This is a genomic window from Bacillus sp. FSL W7-1085 (assembly GCF_038595035.1).
GTDB lineage: Bacteria > Bacillota > Bacilli > Bacillales > Bacillaceae > Bacillus > Bacillus altitudinis.
Genome location: NZ_CP152000.1, coordinates 1709030 through 1727652 on the forward strand (window position 1 = coordinate 1709030; position 18623 = coordinate 1727652).

Here is an 18623-nt window from a genome sequence, read left to right on the forward strand (position 1 = left end):
GATATGGTGTAACAATTATATAAAATGCAGTAAGCACAGTGGCAAGAGATGTAATAAATGAGAAAAAGCGCTCTAAGAGCGCTTTTTTGTTTAGCATCCGCAAGGATTTGGCGGTGTGACGACAACTGGCCGTTTATTAATATCAATCGTATCCTCTGCATAAAATGTGGAACCGATGCTGATCGCACGATTTTCTGCACGGAACGTATATGTACCTGCAGCAGGAAGTACTTTATGAGAAAGTTGTAATGTATATTGGGAACTTCCGAATAAATCGAAACGAGCTGGAATGCGGACAGTTTTTCCATTGTTCAAAATGTAACTGTCTTTTAAAGCTTTTCCATTGATAATATCCTTTGTTGTGGCTTGAAAACCTGCTGGTAAAGTAAATTCAACTGCACCAATACTTAGAACAGAATTTGGACGGTAAGTCAGGTCAATGTCAGAAAAAGACCATTCTTGTTTACTTGCTCCTGTGATTTTTGCATAAAGGGCAGCTGGCCTTGCATTCGTTGAAGCTTTGCTTTCCTCTGTTTTAGCCCCTTCAGCTGATGCGGCTAGCGGTACTGAGAGTGCCATGACCAATGTAAGCATCCCCATCATAATCATTGTCCATGTTTTCTTCATTTCTTCCTTCCCCCTTGGTTGATTATAGGTAAATAATAGATGATTACATCCATTATTTACCTATAAGGTTACCATATTCCTATATGTCATTAAATGGTATTTTATACCCTTATTTTGCTTGTTTTTTAGTAATAACGGGGTAGGAATGCATTTGGTTGGTTCATTCCGTAAGCATTTCCTGTCATATGATGATTTGCAGGCATCATCATATGCATATCATGATAGCCGTTTGGATGGTAGGGAGCCATACCATAACCGCCGTAGTGACCGAAGTGATGGTGATCGTTCATTTGTACGTTTGAATAGGGTTCATACTGCTTCGTAAAAGGGGAATAGGCTGAATGATGATGCGGATGGTGTCCGCTATAAGCATCTTTTTTACCGGTATGATAATGATTTGGCATATTCATAGGGTCATGCATGTTTGGTGCAATCATATGCTCATGATTGGCTGTATACACATTTTCAAACGTGTGATAGGGATTTCCTTGATGGTAATGGTTGGTTTGGTTATTCATATTATTCATTTTGTATCTCATCCTTTTTTTCAGGTTGCCATATCTTATGAGCTGCACCTGTTTCATGAGCCTATCCATATGAAAGAAAAGAACGACATGTAACAAAAAAACCGGCTTTTCAGCCGGGAAAACAAAAAGCAGGTGCAGCGTCAAACGCTAAAATGAGAAGCTATGTCTTTTTCTGCGACGCTTCTTACATCTGCTGCAGACACTTTTAGGAAAATAATGGGGATCATAACTTCTTGACGTATCCCAAAAATCGCTCTCAAACCAATCATCTTTTTTATGATAAAACTTCTTTTTTTCACACGGATCAATATGGTGATGATCGTCATGCTTTTTATAGCATTTTGAGTGGGAATGTTTGCTCTTGCATTTGCACATTGTCATCCCTCCTAAATGTGACTCAATGCTAGTATATGCAAGAAAGGTGTACGAGGACTGGATGGTGGCGCTCCTTTTGTAAAAAAAGGCTAATTCTTTAAAAACTCAAATAAAAAGAATTGACTAGTGCTAAATTAACATGATAAAATATAAATTTTTATCCTCTGCTGAAATGTGTTATAATGATATTGTGAATACTTTCGGAGGTGGCGGATTTGTTTCAAATAGGTGATAAAATTGTTTATCCAATGCATGGAGCCGGTGTGATTGAAGGAATGGAAGAAAAAGAGATTTTAGGTAAGACGCAGGAATATTTTCTGATTCAAATGCCGAATATGCAGATGATGGTCCCAAAAGGCAGAATCAATCAACTAGGTATACGTCCGGTAGCTGATCAAGCTACGCTGAAAGTTGTGATGAACAATTTTGCAGAAGAAACAAACGACGACACGCTTACTTGGAAGCAAAGATATGATGAAAATCTGAAAAAGCTAAAAACAGGTTCGATTGAAGATGGCGCAGACGTTGTCAAAGATCTGATGAGACGTAATCAGAAAAAAGCCTTAAATTCTAGTGAAAAGAAGATGCTTGAAGATGCACGGGGCATGTTAGTGAGCGAAATTTCACTTGCACAAGGCATGTCGCAAGATGAAGTGCTGACAGCATTAGAGAATGAATTAAGAGTTTAATGCTGGATATACAGAGACTGGCTGTAAACAGAAGGAGATATTCCTTTTGTTTACAGCTTTTTTATTTGAAAAAAGATGAAAATTCCCAATTTTGTAGGTGTTTTTGACTAAAACTAAAATGAGGTCATAGGATTTAGTTTTTACTTGCACATGAACCGTTTTAAAGAAGCCGAAAATACCTAAGGCAACATAAAAAAACAGGTAAGTTCTCCTGATTCATGAAAAGGAGCCGGACATTCTTTGAATTCTTTTAGCGATTGATAGTAAAATAATGCGATAAGATGACATCGAAGAGAATGAAAAGGAGCGGTGAAATGAAAAGACTACTCATATGTGGATTCATCTTTCTCATCCTGTGTGCTCTTTTAATGGTGAAATGCAGCCATTCTATCCAAGAAAATAAAGAGCAAAAACAACATCATGAAGAAGTAGAAAAGTATAAGAAAGAGCGAAAAAAAGGGGATCAATATGAAAGTTTTAAACAGCTTATACGGCATGAAAGAGATGGCTATGAGATAGAGTTTCATGAAAAAGGGGGAAGTGACTTACTTGTCTTTTCTCCTCACGGCGGCGAAATTGAACCAGGAACAAGTGAAATTGTAGAAGCATTTGAAAAGAAGTACTCTACGTATTTATTTGAAGGGACAAAACAAGATAACAATCGTGACTTGCATATCACTAGTACAAAATTCGATGAACCGATTTTGGTTCAAATGATTAAAACATATCCCTTTTCTATATCCATTCACGGCTATAAAAGTGATAGAAGACATACACTTGTGGGCGGGACAAACGAAAAAATGCAAGAAGCGGTTGTGCGAGAACTAAAAGACCGGGGCTTCTCCGCAGAGCTCGTGCAAAAAGGCGAGCGCCTCTCCGGAACGGATCCAAACAACATTAATAATCAAAATGCCAGTGGCGAAAGTGTCCAGTTAGAAATTAGTACGGCGCAGAGAAAAGCCTTTTTTGACAACTTTGATACGAGAAAAGGAAAGAAAAAAGCATTTAGTCGCTATGTCAGTGGTTTAAAAGAAGTGCTTAGAGAATTCGACCCTACTTCGTAGAAAAAAGGTTTTGATGGGCAAAAGTACTCTCTTTAAACTTGGTAAAAAAGATAGAAATGTGCAAAATCAACATAAAATATGAAATAAATGACAATTTGCCTTAAAATCATAAATTATGTAAAATAATAGTTATCAGTTTGATATGATAGAATGGGGCTGAAGTGGATGGCACACAAAATACCATCTTCCGAAGTAGGTGTAAAAATCAATCAATGGTACACACATATTTGCAAATTTGAAGTTGATCAGGCAAACGATATGAAGCGCCTTGTTGAAGAAGACATTCATGAGATGGAAGAAGATCAAGATTTATTACTCTATTATTCTCTCATGGATTTTCGCCATCAAATGATGCTTCAGCACTTAACGCCAGTCCATGCAGGGAATGAATCGCTTCAAGCGGTCTCTTTTCCAAAAGAAATTGAAGAGGCAGAAGATGAGATGACGGGTTTATTGGGCTATTACTTTCATTTTTTCCATGGAATGTATGCATTTACCCAGCACCGGTATATCGAAGCCATTTCCTATTATAAGCATGCGGAACATCAGCTGATCTTAGTGACAGATGAGATCGAAAAAGCGGAATTTTATTATAAAATTGCTGAAGTATACTATCATATGAAACAAACCTATTTTTCTATGCATTATGCGAAAAAAGCGAGAGACATCTATAAGAAACATCAGCTTTATGGAAAAAGAAGCATTCAATGCGATTTTGTGATGGCAGGTAATTGGATTGATGTAAATCAGCATCAAAAAGCGCTCCCGTATTTAGAAAAAGCTTTAAAAGTGTGTGAAGCAATGGAAAGAAAAGAATGCACATCTTATTTTAAGGCGATGGCCCTCAATAACTTAGGAACTTGTCATTATAGTATGGGAACCTATCATACAGCGACTGTCTTCTTTGAACAAGCCATTTCACTTTATCAAAAAGATCAAGTTGCAACGATGATCAAATCATTGTTTTCACTGGCTCTTACTTGTTTTAAACTCGAAGATATGGAGCGAGCGAGTGAGGCTATAAAGGAAGGCATGAATCAGGCCTCTATATTGGGAGATGAAATTTATCAATTGAAATTCCAATTTTTACAGGCACTCTATATAGAAACAGACAGCTCTGAACAATTGAGATCAGCCCTTTTGGGACTACGAAACAAAAAAATGTTTGCTGATTTAGAGGAATTGGCACTTGATGCGGCTAATTATTATAAGGAACGCGACATGTACAAGGAATCTTCCACTTTTTTTGAAATTGTGATCGAAGCGCGTACGCACATTCAAAAAGGAGATGAGATGTATGAGAACGAAGCATAACATGTCAGCTGCTCAAGTAGAAGAAAGACTTCACACATAAAAACAGACAAAACAACACCCTTTACGAAAAACGTAAAGGGCTTTTTTATTTATTCTTGGATTGCTTTTTCTGCGTCGATGGCACCTGCTCCGTAAATCATTGGGTCCTCTCCAGACCACTTGCTTGTATTTTCTTTTAATAAGGCTTTGACTTCATCAGGTGTTAAATCTGGTGAATGCTCTAATAATAGTGCGCAGATACCGGCACAAATGGGTGTCGCCATCGAAGTGCCAGATAACGTCGTATAATCATCATCGACTCTACTTGATTTATCTAGTTTATCTAGGAATGATCTTGGTGATCTAAGAGAGACGATATTGACTCCTGGTGCGAGGAGGTCAGGCTTTGTTTCACCGTAGACCGTTGGACCTCTGCTCGAAAATGGTGCCACGACATCGTCACTTGATTCTGGCGTATTTCGATCATCATAGGCTCCGACCGTAATGACTTTTTGACTCACGGCAGGGCTTGCGATCGTTTGACTGTTAGGACCGGAGTTCCCGGCAGCAACGCATACGACAATCCCTTGATCCCAAGCTGCATTAACAGCGCGCACCATCGGATCGTCTTGTTCGTCATCATAACGCTGTGCATCGCCGCCTAGTGACATACTGATGATGTGAATTGGGTCATCAGGATGGTCTTCGTTGAACTGTATGCACCACTCAACACCTTCTATAATAGTAGAAAGTGATCCAGCGCCTTGTTTATTTAACACTTTTACCCCAATGATATTGGCTTTTGGAGCGGGTCCTTTGTATAAGCCGTCTGAGGCAGCTCCGTCTCCAGCCACATCCCCAGCGCAATGCGTTCCATGACCGTTATCATCATAAGGTTTCGTTTTTTGTTTGACTAAATCTACAAAGTCGCGAATTCTTCCATCTAAGTCCTCATGTGGGTATACGCCTGTGTCAACGACCGCAACCGTAATGCCTTCACCGGTTAAGGTCGTGCCATTTCGGACGACTTCATCCGCATGACTTGATTGTGTTGCCACATCCAGCAGTGCATGTACCTGTCTGTCTAAATATATTTTGCGAATATGCTCCCCATTTGCTAAGAGTTCCTCTAAAGCAGCAGGGGTAAGATCAGCTGCGCAGCAGTTAATATGTGAAAAATGTTTTTTGATGTTTGTTTTTCTGCTTTTTTTCATTAGCTGCTTTGTGCTTTGAATACCTGCTTCGACTGCATCTTCTTTAAATTCAATGATGACCCGAAGCTTCTTGCTCTTCTTTAACCTTCCTTCAAAAAAACGATGAAGAAAACAAGGCGTCCACTTAAAAGGCTTATAGAGGTGAAGGACGGTTTCTCTTAAAGGCTGATCCAATTTACTAGCATGTGTTCTGACCATTTGTACCATGGAAAATCCAAACATGTGATGCCCTCCATTCTAGCTATCCATTCTCGTACACTCTTACGTTATGAACATGACAGCATCTTTGTTCGGATTCTTGTCCCTTCTTTTGTTCATATTGGCGGCTGACTCATTCCCTTTAAAAAGAAAAGCGCTTACATTTTGTAAAATAATAGAAAAAGGTGGAAATCATATCAAAACTGCCGATGATAGGTGGGAGAGTTCTTCTTAGAGAACCAGTAAAACAGAGGATTCTGCAGAAAAAAGGGGGGTTCTAGACAGGGTCAATGCTCATACAAATGTGATTCATTCCAGATGAAAAAAATCAAATTCGCATAAAAAAAAGACGAATTAAAGAAAACAGACTGGGTAGGACTAGGTCATTTTAAACATAACTTCATTTGTTTGTCATACTATTCTAACTCTGTTTTCAATCAGGAGAGGCGTTTCTGTGTATATAAATGCAATTATCTTATTTTTGAGGAATCTCATGATCTAGAGTGTTATGATCAAATTTGAAGAGAAAATGTGGAAAAAATGAAAAGAAATGATGATTCAATATTAATCATAGAAACGGCTTAGAAATCTGTTAAAGGAGAACGGGAATGAAGAAGTTTTTTGCTTTGCTTCTCCTGCTTGTCATCGGATGGGGCGTCTATTATACCATGCAAGCACAGGAACATGATGAGCCAGTGTCATCAGGTGGAGAAGACGAAAGCGGTTCAAATGATATGTATCGCAATTTTAAAGAACTGGAAGAGAATGAATCAACAGATCATTATCAAATTACATCCAATCCAGTGCCCGGCAGCCGTCTTCTAGTGATGTCGCCTCATGGCGGGAGAATCGAAGGCGGCGTTAGTGAGATTGTCCATTTTTTTGATAACGATTTTTCTACGTACTTATTTGAAGGTTTGAGAGAAAATGCATCAGAACTTCATATTACAAGTACAAACTTCGATGAACCAATCGGAGTCGCACAGGCAAAAGCACATGATTATGTCTTAGCTGTTCATGGTTATAAAGGGGAGCCGGGAATTGACCACACCCTTGTTGGCGGAACAGACTATGATCGTGCAGAGAAAATTGTGAACTCATTAGAGCGGAATGGATTTTCTGCTGAACTGGCTGTCGCACACGCAACCCTGAGCGGAACAAGCAATCATAATATTAATAATCTTACAAAAACAGGGCAAAGTGTACAGCTAGAGATTAGTAGAAGTCAGCGTGAAGCTTTATTTGACAGTTTTGACTTTCGGCGGCGGTCCAGTACAAAAAACGAGACGTTCTACCGGTATGTCAGGGCGATTCGGACAGTGCTTGATGAGGAATATACATAAAAATGGTGCACATGTTAAGACAAGCAGCGTGAATTCTTGTTACACTATAAAAAGTGATAACAAAAGGAGAGACAGATATGGCGCGTCATCATTTTCATCTTCAGGCAAGCTGGCCTGGTCTGCGTAACGATGTGGGGACAATCGAATGTGAACAGTTAAAGACGGAGATTTCCATTCCAAAAGAAATGGATGGACCGGGTATTGGAACAAATCCAGATGAGATGCTCCTAGGTGCAGCGGCCACATGTTATATCATTACACTTGCAGCCATGATGGAGCGGAGTCAATTAGAGAAAGAGGATTTATCGATGAGCTCTGAGGCAGTTGTCGATGTGACAAACGGTGTGTTTACATATGAGAAAATCATTCACCGTCCTGTCATCATTCTCAAAGAGTCGGCTACAGCACAGGACATAGAACGAGCTCGTAAGCTTGCACATAAAGCTGAAAGCTCATGTATGATCTCTAGAGCTGTGCAAGGGAATGTCCATATTTCCTTAGAAGAAACCATCAAAGCTGGTTATTAAGATAAAAAAGTCATTTTCTCTTGATTAATGGAGAAAATGACTTTTTTTATGACGTCCATTCGGTTTGATCGAATGGTTCTTTCTTTTCTTCCTTTTGTTTTTTGGATTGATTTAAGACAATGACGCCGCATATGACAAGTGCAAGACCAATGAATCCTTTCATATGAATGGTTTCGTTAAATAGCACGAGGCCCACAAGAGCAGTAAGTGCTGTACCGACGCCAGACCAAGTGGCATATGCAGATGACAACTCAATTGTTTTGAGTGCCAAACTGAGAAAGGTAAAGGCACACCCAAATCCGATTAGCACCCCCATACTCGGCAGCACCTGTGTAAAACCTTGCGAAAGCTTCAGCATCGTACTGCCAAAAACCTCTGTCAAAATCGCTCCTGTTAAATAAAGCATTCCTTTCATATCACTTCACATCCTTTAAGACATATTTAATAGTACGACCCCTGAAACAAGCATCGCCATTCCAATAAGTGCTTGACGGTTCAAGGTTTCTTTGAAAAAGAGCACGCCAAAAAAAGCCGTGAGGACGGTACCGACCCCAGACCAAGTGGCGTAAGACATGCTAAGTGGAATGATATTAAGGGTCAATGACAACATGTAAAAAGCAAGTGTGTAGCCAGCGACAACGACAGCGCTAGGTTTAAAGCGTGTGAAACCATTTGATAGTTTCAGCATCGCTGCCCCGATTGCTTCTGAAAAAATGGCGATAGCCAAAAAAAGATATCCGAGGATCATCATCATCCCTCCTCTAAAATGTGTAAAATCCGATGAAGTAAAAGGGTTTTTTCCTCTCGATTCAATGGTTCAAGCTGAAACATTTCTGAAAACCATATACCATCACAGGCAAGACGGATCAGCTGGCTAAGTGCAGGGTCATTGATTTCCTCGGTTGCTTTTTCTTTAAATTCCGCATAAAAATGACGCCAAGGATTTAATAATGCTTCATCAAATGACATGGTAGCCAGCATGCTTGTACATAGCTGTGTGGTGTTTTGTCTATCAAGGTCATTTAATGTGGCCAATATATAGGCACGTACATAAGGTGCCTTTTCGTTTTTGTATGTTTCCTGATACGTGTCAAGCTGCTGACGAAAAGAGGCAACCGCATGCTCATTCATTTGCTGGATCAGGTCTTCCTTGCTCGAAAAATGATACAGTAGCCCGGCTTTGGTCATATTTGCATGTTCTGCCACCTGCTGAAGGGTGAGCTGACTCAATCCTTCTTTTAGAATGGTGTGAGCTGCTGCCTCAAAAATTTGTTCTTTTTTCGTTTTAGACATAAAAAAAACACCTACTTTACTGAACGGTCGGTAAAGTAAATGTTAACCTATGAAAAACAAATGTGTCAATCGATTCATTTTATAAGAGGATGTTTTCACTAAATCGTCATATTTAATAATAAGGGTATGGTCCATATGGCGGGTATGGCGGTGGATAAGGATAACCATAGCCATATCCTGGAGCAAGAAGCGACCCAGCTAAAAGCCCTCCAGCAAAACCACCTAAAAATGGCGGTCCAAAAAATCCAGGTCTCCCATAGCCAAAACCAGGGCGCCCAAACCCAAACCCAGGTCTTCCAAAACCAAATCCAGGGCGTCCAAATCCAAAAGGTCTTCTCATCTCATCTTGAACAAACGGTGCGTCAAAATAATTCATAAAAAAAGACTCCTTTCACATAAAATCACTGTAACTGACATCAGTGTATTCGAGTGGCCCACTTGTGTTTGGGTGAATGCCTAAAATAAGGAGGAATGTAAAAAATGGGCCTGTATCCGTCTGATTGGGCTAAATGTCCACCTCATGCACATGCTTATAAAGCGCGAACGGATGTAACAGAAGAACATTATCATTTAATAGAAGGTATTTCTCAGCCTGTGAATGGAAGCAGTACCGACAGACATACTCATTATTACCGGGGGATCACGTCATTTGAAAGAGGGCATTTTCATAGATATTATGGCGTCACTGGACCTGCTATCCCAAGAGTGGACGGGACGCACTACCATGAAATTGAGGAAGTCACGTTTTCTGCCTATACCGACTCTGTCCCGATTCCATATGGGGGAGTCGTTTACAGTCCAGATGAAGAAAGGCCAACGCATAAGCACCGTTTAAAAGGAAAGACATATGAAGTGGTCGGGAATGAACCACTTGGCTGGTGACAAGGAGTATATAGGAGAGAAAGAGAAGTTATGCTATACTGTAGGCAGTTTGTAAAAGAGAGTGATGTTATGAAAAAACAACCAGTGATTGTATTAGTAGGTCCGACGGCTGTCGGAAAAACAAAGCTGAGCATTGATATAGCGAAAGCATTTAATGGAGAAATTATCAGCGGGGATTCCATGCAGATCTATAAAGGGATGGATATTGGAACAGCGAAAATCACCCCTGAAGAAATGAATGGCGTACCGCACCATTTAATCGATATTAAACAACCGGATGAATCGTTTTCTACAGCTGAATTTCAGCAGCTTGTCCGCTTAAAAATCAAAGAGATTGCTGCGAGAGGGAAAACGCCCATGATTGTTGGTGGAACTGGGCTATATATTCAGTCTGTTTTATATGATTACACGTTTACTGATGAGAAAAGTGATCCTGCTTTTAGAGAAGAGATGACGCTGTTTAAGCAGCAGCATGGACCGATCAAGCTGTATGAAAAGCTAAAAGAAGCCGATCCTGACGCTGCAAAAGCGATTCATCCGAATAACGTCCGCCGCGTGATAAGGGCGCTTGAAATCATCCATACAACAGGTCAGAAAATGTCTGATATGCAAAACGGGCATCAAGAAGTTCCTCTTTATGACACTGCCTTCATTGGGCTGAAAATGGACCGAGAGCTTTTGTACGAGCGCATTCATCAAAGAATTGATATGATGTTAGATGAAGGCTTAATTGAAGAAGTGAGCGCACTTTATCAATCTGGTTTGAAAGATTGTCAGTCTGTTCAAGCGATTGGTTATAAAGAGTTGTATGCCTATTTTCAAGGCGACTGCTCACTTGATGAAGCCATCCAGCAATTAAAACAAAATTCCCGCAGATATGCGAAGCGTCAGTTTACGTGGTTCCGTAATAAAATGGATGTCACCTGGTTTGATATGACACCACCTTGCCACTTTTCGGACAAAAAAGAGGAAATTTTCGCATATATAGCAGGAAAGCTTGGACTTAAAGCGAAACTGTAGTTATCAGAATCAAGGAGGACGAAACATGAAACCGATTAATATTCAGGACCAATTTTTGAATCAGATCCGCAAAGACAATACATTTGTCACAGTATTTTTACTGAATGGCTTTCAGCTTCGCGGTCAAGTAAAGGGATTTGACAATTTCACGGTGCTGCTTGAGACAGAAGGGAAGCAGCAGCTTATTTATAAACATGCGATTTCAACATTTGCTCCTCAAAAAAATGTAAATCTTGAATTAGAATAAACACCCGTTTTCACCAATAGCCCCATGCAGCTGCGAATAAACCGGCCGAAACCCGCTACGTTTTTTGTCAGTGCAGAGGGGCTATTTTGTATGCCATGAAACTTTTCTGTCCAAGTTGCGTATAAATCCTTATTGGACATTTAAAAGGTGAGGGGATTTATATGGAAAATGCAGAGCTTGAATTGAGAAGGATTCGAGTGATCCTTCTTTTGATTGGAATCGTTGTCTTATTTGGATCATGCGCCATCTCGAACATCGAAACGAGACAAGAAAGTTGGCATAACCATTCTAGTGAGCATGATGGGAGCCATGTTGATGGTCTTTTACCATCATCTGTTGCGCTAAAAAATAATCACATTGCTGTTGTGAAAGATGATGAAGTACATGTATACCGGTTTGATGAAAAAGAAGGAGAGCTGACGCTCATTACGACAAAGTACATAGATGAATGGGATGAAGATGATGGTGATAGTGAAGACTTTGATGAAGAGTAAGCACGTAAATTTACAAATGAATGTGAAGTCGCTACACTATAAACATGCATCAGACATCTAGACAGAAAAGGATGAGTTCATGACACACAAAATTAAAATTAATCATTGGGAACAAACTTGTGAAGATGACTCCTGTTTCGAATATGGAACAAGCGTTTCTGTAAACGGGAAAGAGTTAGTAAGAGAAGCCTCGATCGTCTCTGCGCTTGAAGCGGTGCTCAAAGAATTAGGTGTTGAAGTGGAAATAACAGAAGTGTCAGAAGATTTACAGTGCGATGCCTACAAAAAATAAAACAAAAAGTCTAGTCTACTAAGCGATTTTTTTTCGTGTTATGATAGATTTCGGTTTCAGTTGAATAGGGAGTAGGGCAGTCTATTTTTAGAACCTGCTCTGCTCTATTTATTTGAACGTACGAGTTCGGCTATGAATGTTCGGCCGGGTTGGTTGATTTTTTTCGTTTCGAGTATCTATATGTTGTGTTTTGAAAAAACATAGTATACTATATATAGTGAATAACGAAATGATCAACAATACTAAAAACTAGGTCGTGATGGAATTGATTCAAATCGTATTTGATTCAAAAACAGGAAATGTTCAACGCTTTTTGGACAAGACCCCTTTTACAGACAAACGAAAATTGACTGGAGAAGAGTTTTTGGATACGCCGTTTATTCTCGTCACCTTTACGACAGGATTTGGACAAGTCCCTGGTACCACTCAGTCATTTTTAGAGAAAAATGCGCACCTTTTACTAGGTGTAGCGGTGAGTGGGAACAAAGTGTGGGGAGATAACTTTGCCAAAAGCGCCGATACGATTTCTAAACAATATCAAGTTCCTATTTTGCACACCTTTGAACTAAGCGGAACAAAAAGGGATGTTGAATTGTTTACACAGGAGGTAGAAAGAATTGTCACAAAATCAGGTTCCAAAGTGGATACAATTAAATAACGAGATTATGATTCAAAAAGAAGGAAAGTTTCAGTTCGACAAGGACAAAGAAGCTGTACATAGTTATTTCGTAGATTATATTAATCAAAACACGGTCTTCTTTCATAATCTAGAAGAGAAGATTGATTACTTAATAGAAAACGACTACTATGAGGAAGAATTTTTAAGACAATACAGCATGTCAGATATTAAAGAAGTATTTGAAGCTGCATATGCCAAGAAATTTAGATTCCCATCATTTATGAGTGCGTTTAAGTTTTACAATGACTATGCACTGAAAACAAATGACAAAAAGAAAATCCTTGAACGCTATGAAGACCGCATTTCAGTTGTGGCTCTTTTCTTTGCGGGTGGAGACAAAAAGAAAGCACTTGAGTTTGTGGAACTGATGATCAACCAAGAGTATCAGCCAAGTACACCAACATTCTTAAACGCAGGCCGTAAAAGACGTGGTGAGCTGGTGAGCTGCTTCTTGCTTGAAGTGAATGACTCATTAAACGATATCTCAAGAGCCATTGATATTTCCATGCAGCTGTCTAAATTAGGCGGCGGCGTCAGCTTGAACCTTTCAAAGCTTCGTGCGAAAGGTGAAGCAATCAAAGATGTTGAAAATGCGACCAAAGGTGTCGTAGGCGTCATGAAACTTCTTGATAATGCATTCCGATATGCAGATCAAATGGGACAAAGACAAGGTTCAGGCAGTGCGTACCTGAATATTTTCCACAGAGATATTAATGATTTCTTAGATACGAAAAAAATCTCTGCGGATGAAGATGTTCGTGTGAAAACACTTTCGATCGGTGTCGTCATCCCAGATAAATTTATCGAGCTTGCTAGAGAAGATAAAACAGCTTACACATTCTATCCTCATACAGTTTATAAAGCTTATGGACAGCATCTTGATGAGATGGATATGGAAGAAATGTATGACGAGCTTGTAGAAAACCCGAAAGTCAAAAAAGAAAAAGTCAATCCGAGAAAACTTCTTGAAAAATTAGCTGTTCTGCGCTCAGAATCAGGCTATCCATATATCATGTTCCAAGATAATGTGAATAGAGAGCATGCTCTGAACCATATTTCACGTGTGAAATTCTCAAACCTTTGCTCAGAAGTACTTCAAGCTTCAGAAGTCTCTTCTTACACGGACTATGATCAAGATGATGAGATCGGACTTGATATTTCTTGTAACCTTGGTTCTTTAAATATCATGAACGTGATGAAAAACAAATCCATTGAAAAAACAGTCAAGCTTGCAACGGACTCACTTACACTTGTGTCTGAAACAACAGATATCCGCAATGCACCAGCTGTTAGAAAAGCGAACAAAGCGATGAAGTCGATTGGACTTGGTGCGATGAACCTTCACGGGTATTTAGCTCAAAACCAAATCGCTTATGAAAGTGAAGAAGCAAGAGATTTCGCTAATACGTTCTTTATGATGGTGAACTATTACTCCATTAAGCGTTCAAGTGAGCTTGCAAAAGAAAAAGGGGAAACATTCCACCGTTATGAGGGCTCTGGTTATGCAACAGGTGAGTACTTCAATAAATACGTAGAAAATGATTTCACTCCAAAAACAGAAAAAGCAGCTGCGCTATTTGAAGGGATGCACATTCCAACAAAAGAAGACTGGGCAGCACTCAAAGATTTTGTAGCGGAAAATGGCATGTATCATAGCTATCGATTATGTATTGCGCCAACAGGTTCTATTTCGTATGTTCAATCGGCAACAGCGTCTGTGATGCCAATTATGGAACGTATCGAAGAAAGAACATACGGAAACAGCAAAACGTATTATCCAATGCCAGGACTTTCAGCACAAAACTGGTTCTTCTATAAAGAAGCATACGATATGGACATGTTTAAAGTGGTCGATATGATCGCAACCATTCAGCAGCACGTCGATCAAGGAATCAGCTTTACATTATTCCTAAAAGATACGATGACAACGCGTGACTTAAACCGCATCGATCTTTATGCACACCATAAAGGCATTAAGACACTTTATTATGCAAGAACGAAGGATACAGGGCAGGAAGGCTGTCTTTCTTGTGTTGTTTGATTAAAGGAGAGTTTAACGTGACAAAAATTTATGATGCAGCCAACTGGTCAAAACACGAAGACGATTTTACACAAATGTTTTACAACCAAAACGTCAAGCAATTCTGGCTTCCAGAAGAGATTTCCTTAAACGGGGATCTCTTAACATGGAAATATTTAGGTGAAAAAGAGCAGGATACGTACATGAAGGTACTGGCTGGACTGACGTTACTTGATACAGAACAAGGAAATACAGGAATGCCGATAGTGGCTGAACATGTGGACGGTCATCAGCGTAAAGCCGTGTTAAACTTTATGGCCATGATGGAAAATGCCGTGCATGCAAAATCATACTCAAATATCTTCATGACACTTGCACCGACTGAAACGATTAGTGAAGTATTTGAATGGGTCAAGAAAAATAAATTCTTGCAAAAGAAAGCAGATATGATTGTAGGTCTGTACCGTTCCATTCAAAAGGATGACCCGATTTCCTTATTTAAAGCAATGGTTGCTTCAGTTTATTTAGAAAGCTTCCTATTCTATAGCGGCTTTTATTACCCGCTATATTTCTACGGTCAAGGAAAGCTCATGCAAAGTGGTGAAATCATTAACTTGATTTTGCGCGATGAAGCGATTCACGGTGTGTATGTTGGATTATTAGCACAAGAAATTTACAACAAACAAACACCTGACGTGCAAAAAGAGCTTTATGATTTCTCTATCGATCTGCTTAATGAGCTTTATGAAAATGAACTTCATTACACTGAGGATATTTATGACCAAGTCAATTTATCGCATGATGTGAAAAAGTTCATTCGTTACAATGCCAATAAAGCGTTAATGAACCTTGGATTTGCCCCTTACTTTGAAGAAGAAGAGATCAACCCAATTGTATTGAACGGACTCAATACAAAAACAAAGTCACATGACTTCTTCTCAATGAAAGGGAACGGCTACAAAAAGGCAACAGTTGAGCCGTTAAAAGATGACGATTTCTTCTTTGGAGATGAATCATAAGAAAGCGTAAAAGTCAAAACGCATCACTCGTTTTGGCTTTTTGCCATTTCTAACAATGTGTTACATACTGGAGGTTACCGAACATGGGAAAAATGGACGAAATGATTTTAGTTGCACCGCGCGCACGCGTGTTCCAAAACGAAACACTTGCGTTTAATGGTGTGAATAGTGAAGAGAAAACAATCAGCACCATTATGAAAGAAATCGAAGAACACTTCGAGCAGATGCGAAGAGGCGATGCAGAAGAAAACCCTGACTTCAAACAGCCGATACCTTATGTCGTGATTAAGCGTGAGGACGAAGTGTATGTATATGAAAGACTTCAAGGCGGGGGAGAGACGCGCTTACATCATAAGTTATCTCTTGGCTTTGGGGGTCATATGAATTTCATTGAAGGAAAAAATTTTGCTGAGATTCTAAAAGAAAATACCGATCGTGAACTGGACGAGGAACTTTCGATTCAAGAAGAAGACAAACTTGAGATGAAAACCCTTGGACTCATTAATGATGATGACAACAGTGTCGGCCGTGTGCACATCGGACTGTTATCAGCCCTTGAATTATCGCCGGGTGCTCATGTAGAAGTAAAAGAAACAGATCAAATCTCAGGCAAATGGATGAAAGTAACAGATTTGAAAAAGCCTGAGTACTTCGATCGTCTTGAAACATGGTCTCAATTTGTCGTGAACATTTTAGCATAATTGGATAGACAACAAACCGGCTCTAAAGATGACTTGAGCCGGTTTGTTTTTTAGATTATTGAAAAACGAATGCGTCGTGACCGGCCTGCTTTAATCGAGCGACGAGGTCATCTGCATTTTGCTTTGAACGGAAAGCGCCAGCTTGGACTCGGTACATGCCGCTATCCAGTACGACCAGCGCTTCAAATCCTTTGGATCTGAGTGTAGCTGCTAGTTCATCCGCATTGGCTTTGACCTTGAAAGCCCCGGCCTGCACTTTATATAGGTTACTTGCTTTTTTTTTCAATTGAAGGGCTTTTTCTAATCCAGTGGCATGAGCACGAGCGATCCCTTGAAGGAAAGTAGCGTTACGGAGCTTATTTGCATCAGCTACCGTATCAATGAAACCGTTTTCAGTTAAAATGGCAGACATAGAAGTTTCCCGCAGAACGTGGAAGTTCGCCGTTTTCTTGCCGCGGTCGGCAAAATCAACGGAGCGGACAATCTCATCATGAAGGGCATTGCGATACGTGGTGGTTGGTGCTGAAACGCCAGGGTACACATAACTTTCAAAACCTGTGCCTCCGCCAGCATTAATATGAATAGACACGAAATAGTCAGCTCCCCAGCTGTTTGCCGCATTCGTACGCTGGGATAACGTGACGGATTGGTCAATTGAACGACTTAAGCGGACGGAAACCCCATCATATTCACTAATCAACATATCTCTCAGAAAAAGCGCAATTTGCAGTGTGATATTTTTCTCCAAAAGTCCATTAGCAGCAGCTCCAGAATCTGTTCCTCCGTGGCCAGGATCAATAAAAATTTTCACCATCTATTCATCACCTCGTCTTTATTTTATGAGGAAATAGAAAAATTGCCTGTACAAAATGCGGAAATCATTGAGACTCTTTTTTGCACAATTTGTGATGAAAAAGCGCCATTTTTCTAAGAAAAAACAAATTGTTGGTTTGTCCGCCCGAAATGGATGAATACAATGGAAATAGCACATCATTTCCTGGGAAACCGCACAATCCCCTACAATAACCGGTATCTCGGGTCATTTTGACAGTAAACCGATGCTAGTGCGGGCGATTGTCACGATTACAGCTCCACCCGAATAGATTAAAGAGAGAAGAGCGAGAGGTGAATACGTTGGAGCGAGCTGTCACATATAAAAATAACGGCCAAATCAACATTATACTTAATGGACAGAAGCAAGTATTGGTTGATGCAGATTCAGAGGCAGAATACCTAGAGGCCTTGCAAAAAAATGAGGCCAAACACAGCATCTTACGAGAAATAGAACGAGAAATGAACAGCCTTGTCGGGATGGATGAAATGAAACGAAACATAAAAGAAATTTATGCTTGGATTTTTGTCAATCAAAAAAGACAAGAACAAGGATTAAAGGTAGGAAAACAAGCGCTTCATATGATGTTTAAAGGAAATCCTGGCACAGGGAAAACAACGGTTGCACGGCTTGTCGGGAAGCTTTTCTTTGAAATGAATGTTCTTTCAAAGGGGCACTTAATTGAAGCGGAACGAGGAGATCTGGTTGGAGAATACATTGGACATACAGCTCAAAAAACAAGAGATTTGATTAAAAAATCACTAGGCGGCATTTTGTTCATCGATGAAGCCTATTCTCTTGCCCGCGGAGGAGAGAAGGATTTTGGGAAAGAAGCCATTGATACCCTTGTAAAACATATGGAGGATAAGCAGCATGAATTCATCCTCATCTTAGCTGGATACTCCAAGGAAATGGATCATTTTCTTTCTCTAAACCCTGGTCTGCAATCGAGATTTCCGATCAATATCAACTTCCCTGATTATACGGTCGATCAGCTGATGGATATTGCAAAACGAATGATGGCCGATCGGGAATATGTCTTTACCCAAGAGGCAGAATGGAAACTGCGAGACTACTTAATGCACATCAAGAGCACAACGAGTCCTGCTAAATTCAGCAACGGCCGTTTTGTGCGAAACACCATTGAAAAAGCGATTCGAACTCAGGCGATGAGGCTGCTTCTTGTGGATCATTATGATAAAAAAGACTTACTTACGATTAAAAGCCATGATCTGCAAATGAAAGAGGATACGCCTTCTTGAAATGGCGTATCCTTTTTGTAAAGAG

23 protein-coding genes are annotated in these 18623 nt (G+C 39.9%); 15 read left to right on the forward strand and 8 right to left on the reverse strand.

Translation table 11 applies throughout. The features are described 5' to 3' along the window. Positions 1-90: 90 nt before the first annotated feature. Together bslA and MKY11_RS08670 are read right to left on the reverse strand one after the other, a co-directional pair. Complete coding sequence (bslA, locus tag MKY11_RS08665; RefSeq protein WP_024720390.1) at positions 91-627, reverse strand: biofilm surface layer hydrophobin BslA; 537 nt, start codon at positions 625-627, stop codon at positions 91-93. Positions 628-752: 125 nt separating this feature from the next. Next, on the reverse strand, positions 753-1154 hold the full coding sequence (locus tag MKY11_RS08670) for a hypothetical protein (protein ID WP_024720391.1): 402 nt from the start codon (positions 1152-1154) through the stop codon (positions 753-755). A gap of 590 nt (positions 1155-1744) precedes the next feature. Between MKY11_RS08670 and MKY11_RS08675 the strand changes: the two genes are divergently transcribed. The 3 genes from MKY11_RS08675 to MKY11_RS08685 all read left to right on the forward strand — a co-directional run bounded on the left by MKY11_RS08675 (position 1745) and on the right by MKY11_RS08685 (position 4596). After that, the gene (locus MKY11_RS08675; RefSeq protein WP_007499456.1) at positions 1745-2218 is read left to right on the forward strand and encodes a CarD family transcriptional regulator; all 474 of its coding nucleotides are present in this window, start codon (positions 1745-1747) and stop codon (positions 2216-2218) included. 314 nt (positions 2219-2532) lie between these two features. After that, positions 2533-3282, forward strand: coding sequence for a poly-gamma-glutamate hydrolase family protein (locus MKY11_RS08680; protein ID WP_342502039.1), 750 nt, complete (start codon positions 2533-2535; stop codon positions 3280-3282). 165 nt (positions 3283-3447) lie between these two features. Further along, positions 3448-4596, forward strand: a complete 1149-nt coding sequence (locus MKY11_RS08685; protein ID WP_342502040.1) for a Rap family tetratricopeptide repeat protein — start codon at positions 3448-3450, stop codon at positions 4594-4596. An 89-nt stretch (positions 4597-4685) separates the two neighbouring features. Here MKY11_RS08685 and MKY11_RS08690 read toward each other — a convergent pair whose 3' ends face one another. Continuing rightward, positions 4686-6011: a S8 family peptidase gene (locus MKY11_RS08690; protein WP_056704767.1), complete on the reverse strand. Its 1326-nt coding sequence runs from the start codon at positions 6009-6011 to the stop codon at positions 4686-4688. A gap of 584 nt (positions 6012-6595) precedes the next feature. On the opposite strand from MKY11_RS08690, the gene MKY11_RS08695 reads away from it, so the two are divergent. Together MKY11_RS08695 and MKY11_RS08700 are read left to right on the forward strand one after the other, a co-directional pair. Continuing rightward, positions 6596-7330, forward strand: coding sequence for a poly-gamma-glutamate hydrolase family protein (locus tag MKY11_RS08695; RefSeq protein WP_039166578.1), 735 nt, complete (start codon positions 6596-6598; stop codon positions 7328-7330). Between the two features lie 77 nt (positions 7331-7407). Next, entirely contained in the window at positions 7408-7857 is a 450-nt protein-coding gene (locus MKY11_RS08700; protein WP_017367284.1) for an OsmC family protein, read from the forward strand. A gap of 46 nt (positions 7858-7903) precedes the next feature. Here the strand turns inward: MKY11_RS08700 and MKY11_RS08705 are convergent, their stop codons facing one another. The 4 genes from MKY11_RS08705 to MKY11_RS08720 all read right to left on the reverse strand — a co-directional run bounded on the left by MKY11_RS08705 (position 7904) and on the right by MKY11_RS08720 (position 9526). Continuing rightward, positions 7904-8272 (reverse strand): multidrug efflux SMR transporter, encoded by a 369-nt coding sequence (locus MKY11_RS08705; RefSeq protein ID WP_007499443.1) that lies wholly within the window; start codon positions 8270-8272, stop codon positions 7904-7906. A 15-nt stretch (positions 8273-8287) separates the two neighbouring features. Continuing rightward, positions 8288-8605, reverse strand: a complete 318-nt coding sequence (locus MKY11_RS08710) for a multidrug efflux SMR transporter (RefSeq protein WP_017367286.1) — start codon at positions 8603-8605, stop codon at positions 8288-8290. Positions 8606-8607: 2 nt separating this feature from the next. Further along, on the reverse strand, positions 8608-9150 hold the full coding sequence (locus MKY11_RS08715; protein WP_041507251.1) for a TetR/AcrR family transcriptional regulator: 543 nt from the start codon (positions 9148-9150) through the stop codon (positions 8608-8610). 112 nt (positions 9151-9262) lie between these two features. Then, complete coding sequence (locus MKY11_RS08720; RefSeq protein ID WP_017359036.1) at positions 9263-9526, reverse strand: hypothetical protein; 264 nt, start codon at positions 9524-9526, stop codon at positions 9263-9265. A gap of 104 nt (positions 9527-9630) precedes the next feature. On the opposite strand from MKY11_RS08720, the gene MKY11_RS08725 reads away from it, so the two are divergent. From MKY11_RS08725 to MKY11_RS08765, 9 genes are all read left to right on the forward strand, one after another. Further along, entirely contained in the window at positions 9631-10032 is a 402-nt protein-coding gene (locus MKY11_RS08725; protein ID WP_007499437.1) for a YmaF family protein, read from the forward strand. A 69-nt stretch (positions 10033-10101) separates the two neighbouring features. Further along, complete coding sequence (gene miaA, locus MKY11_RS08730; RefSeq protein ID WP_039166571.1) at positions 10102-11052, forward strand: tRNA (adenosine(37)-N6)-dimethylallyltransferase MiaA; 951 nt, start codon at positions 10102-10104, stop codon at positions 11050-11052. 25 nt (positions 11053-11077) lie between these two features. Next, entirely contained in the window at positions 11078-11299 is a 222-nt protein-coding gene (gene hfq, locus MKY11_RS08735) for an RNA chaperone Hfq (protein WP_003211269.1), read from the forward strand. A gap of 161 nt (positions 11300-11460) precedes the next feature. After that, positions 11461-11793 carry a YmzC family protein gene (locus MKY11_RS08740; RefSeq protein WP_035391989.1) on the forward strand — a complete coding sequence of 111 codons (333 nt, stop codon included), beginning with the start codon at positions 11461-11463 and terminating at the stop codon, positions 11791-11793. Between the two features lie 79 nt (positions 11794-11872). Next, complete coding sequence (locus tag MKY11_RS08745) at positions 11873-12085, forward strand: hypothetical protein (RefSeq protein WP_003212415.1); 213 nt, start codon at positions 11873-11875, stop codon at positions 12083-12085. 265 nt (positions 12086-12350) lie between these two features. Further along, on the forward strand, positions 12351-12743 hold the full coding sequence (nrdI, locus tag MKY11_RS08750; protein WP_017359034.1) for a class Ib ribonucleoside-diphosphate reductase assembly flavoprotein NrdI: 393 nt from the start codon (positions 12351-12353) through the stop codon (positions 12741-12743). Beyond that, on the forward strand, positions 12703-14805 hold the full coding sequence (nrdE, locus tag MKY11_RS08755) for a class 1b ribonucleoside-diphosphate reductase subunit alpha (protein ID WP_017359033.1): 2103 nt from the start codon (positions 12703-12705) through the stop codon (positions 14803-14805). The genes nrdI and nrdE overlap by 41 nt, the downstream gene beginning before the upstream one ends. 17 nt (positions 14806-14822) lie before the next feature. Continuing rightward, positions 14823-15803 carry a class 1b ribonucleoside-diphosphate reductase subunit beta gene (gene nrdF / locus MKY11_RS08760; RefSeq protein ID WP_024720404.1) on the forward strand — a complete coding sequence of 327 codons (981 nt, stop codon included), beginning with the start codon at positions 14823-14825 and terminating at the stop codon, positions 15801-15803. Between the two features lie 83 nt (positions 15804-15886). Continuing rightward, positions 15887-16504 (forward strand): hypothetical protein, encoded by a 618-nt coding sequence (locus tag MKY11_RS08765; RefSeq protein ID WP_058213759.1) that lies wholly within the window; start codon positions 15887-15889, stop codon positions 16502-16504. 55 nt (positions 16505-16559) lie between these two features. Here the strand turns inward: MKY11_RS08765 and MKY11_RS08770 are convergent, their stop codons facing one another. Beyond that, positions 16560-17318, reverse strand: coding sequence for an N-acetylmuramoyl-L-alanine amidase (locus MKY11_RS08770; protein ID WP_008344009.1), 759 nt, complete (start codon positions 17316-17318; stop codon positions 16560-16562). A gap of 320 nt (positions 17319-17638) precedes the next feature. On the opposite strand from MKY11_RS08770, the gene spoVK reads away from it, so the two are divergent. Beyond that, complete coding sequence (spoVK, locus tag MKY11_RS08775; RefSeq protein WP_008344008.1) at positions 17639-18598, forward strand: stage V sporulation protein K; 960 nt, start codon at positions 17639-17641, stop codon at positions 18596-18598. Positions 18599-18623: the final 25 nt, after the last annotated feature.

Coding starts and splice junctions, on each gene's coding strand:
- MKY11_RS08715 (WP_041507251.1), bottom strand. CDS start 9,150: ATGTCTAAAACGAAAAAAGAACAAATTTTTGAGGCAGCAGCTCACACC.
- MKY11_RS08705 (WP_007499443.1), bottom strand. CDS start 8,272: ATGAAAGGAATGCTTTATTTAACAGGAGCGATTTTGACAGAGGTTTTT.
- MKY11_RS08770 (WP_008344009.1), bottom strand. CDS start 17,318: ATGGTGAAAATTTTTATTGATCCTGGCCACGGAGGAACAGATTCTGGA.
- MKY11_RS08725 (WP_007499437.1), top strand. CDS start 9,631: ATGGGCCTGTATCCGTCTGATTGGGCTAAATGTCCACCTCATGCACAT.
- MKY11_RS08695 (WP_039166578.1), top strand. CDS start 6,596: ATGAAGAAGTTTTTTGCTTTGCTTCTCCTGCTTGTCATCGGATGGGGC.
- MKY11_RS08745 (WP_003212415.1), top strand. CDS start 11,873: ATGACACACAAAATTAAAATTAATCATTGGGAACAAACTTGTGAAGAT.
- miaA (WP_039166571.1), top strand. CDS start 10,102: ATGAAAAAACAACCAGTGATTGTATTAGTAGGTCCGACGGCTGTCGGA.
- MKY11_RS08685 (WP_342502040.1), top strand. CDS start 3,448: ATGGCACACAAAATACCATCTTCCGAAGTAGGTGTAAAAATCAATCAA.
- MKY11_RS08740 (WP_035391989.1), top strand. CDS start 11,461: ATGGAAAATGCAGAGCTTGAATTGAGAAGGATTCGAGTGATCCTTCTT.
- MKY11_RS08670 (WP_024720391.1), bottom strand. CDS start 1,154: ATGAATAATATGAATAACCAAACCAACCATTACCATCAAGGAAATCCC.
- MKY11_RS08765 (WP_058213759.1), top strand. CDS start 15,887: ATGGGAAAAATGGACGAAATGATTTTAGTTGCACCGCGCGCACGCGTG.
- hfq (WP_003211269.1), top strand. CDS start 11,078: ATGAAACCGATTAATATTCAGGACCAATTTTTGAATCAGATCCGCAAA.
- bslA (WP_024720390.1), bottom strand. CDS start 627: ATGAAGAAAACATGGACAATGATTATGATGGGGATGCTTACATTGGTC.
- MKY11_RS08700 (WP_017367284.1), top strand. CDS start 7,408: ATGGCGCGTCATCATTTTCATCTTCAGGCAAGCTGGCCTGGTCTGCGT.
- MKY11_RS08710 (WP_017367286.1), bottom strand. CDS start 8,605: ATGATCCTCGGATATCTTTTTTTGGCTATCGCCATTTTTTCAGAAGCA.
- MKY11_RS08690 (WP_056704767.1), bottom strand. CDS start 6,011: ATGTTTGGATTTTCCATGGTACAAATGGTCAGAACACATGCTAGTAAA.
- MKY11_RS08720 (WP_017359036.1), bottom strand. CDS start 9,526: ATGAATTATTTTGACGCACCGTTTGTTCAAGATGAGATGAGAAGACCT.
- MKY11_RS08680 (WP_342502039.1), top strand. CDS start 2,533: ATGAAAAGACTACTCATATGTGGATTCATCTTTCTCATCCTGTGTGCT.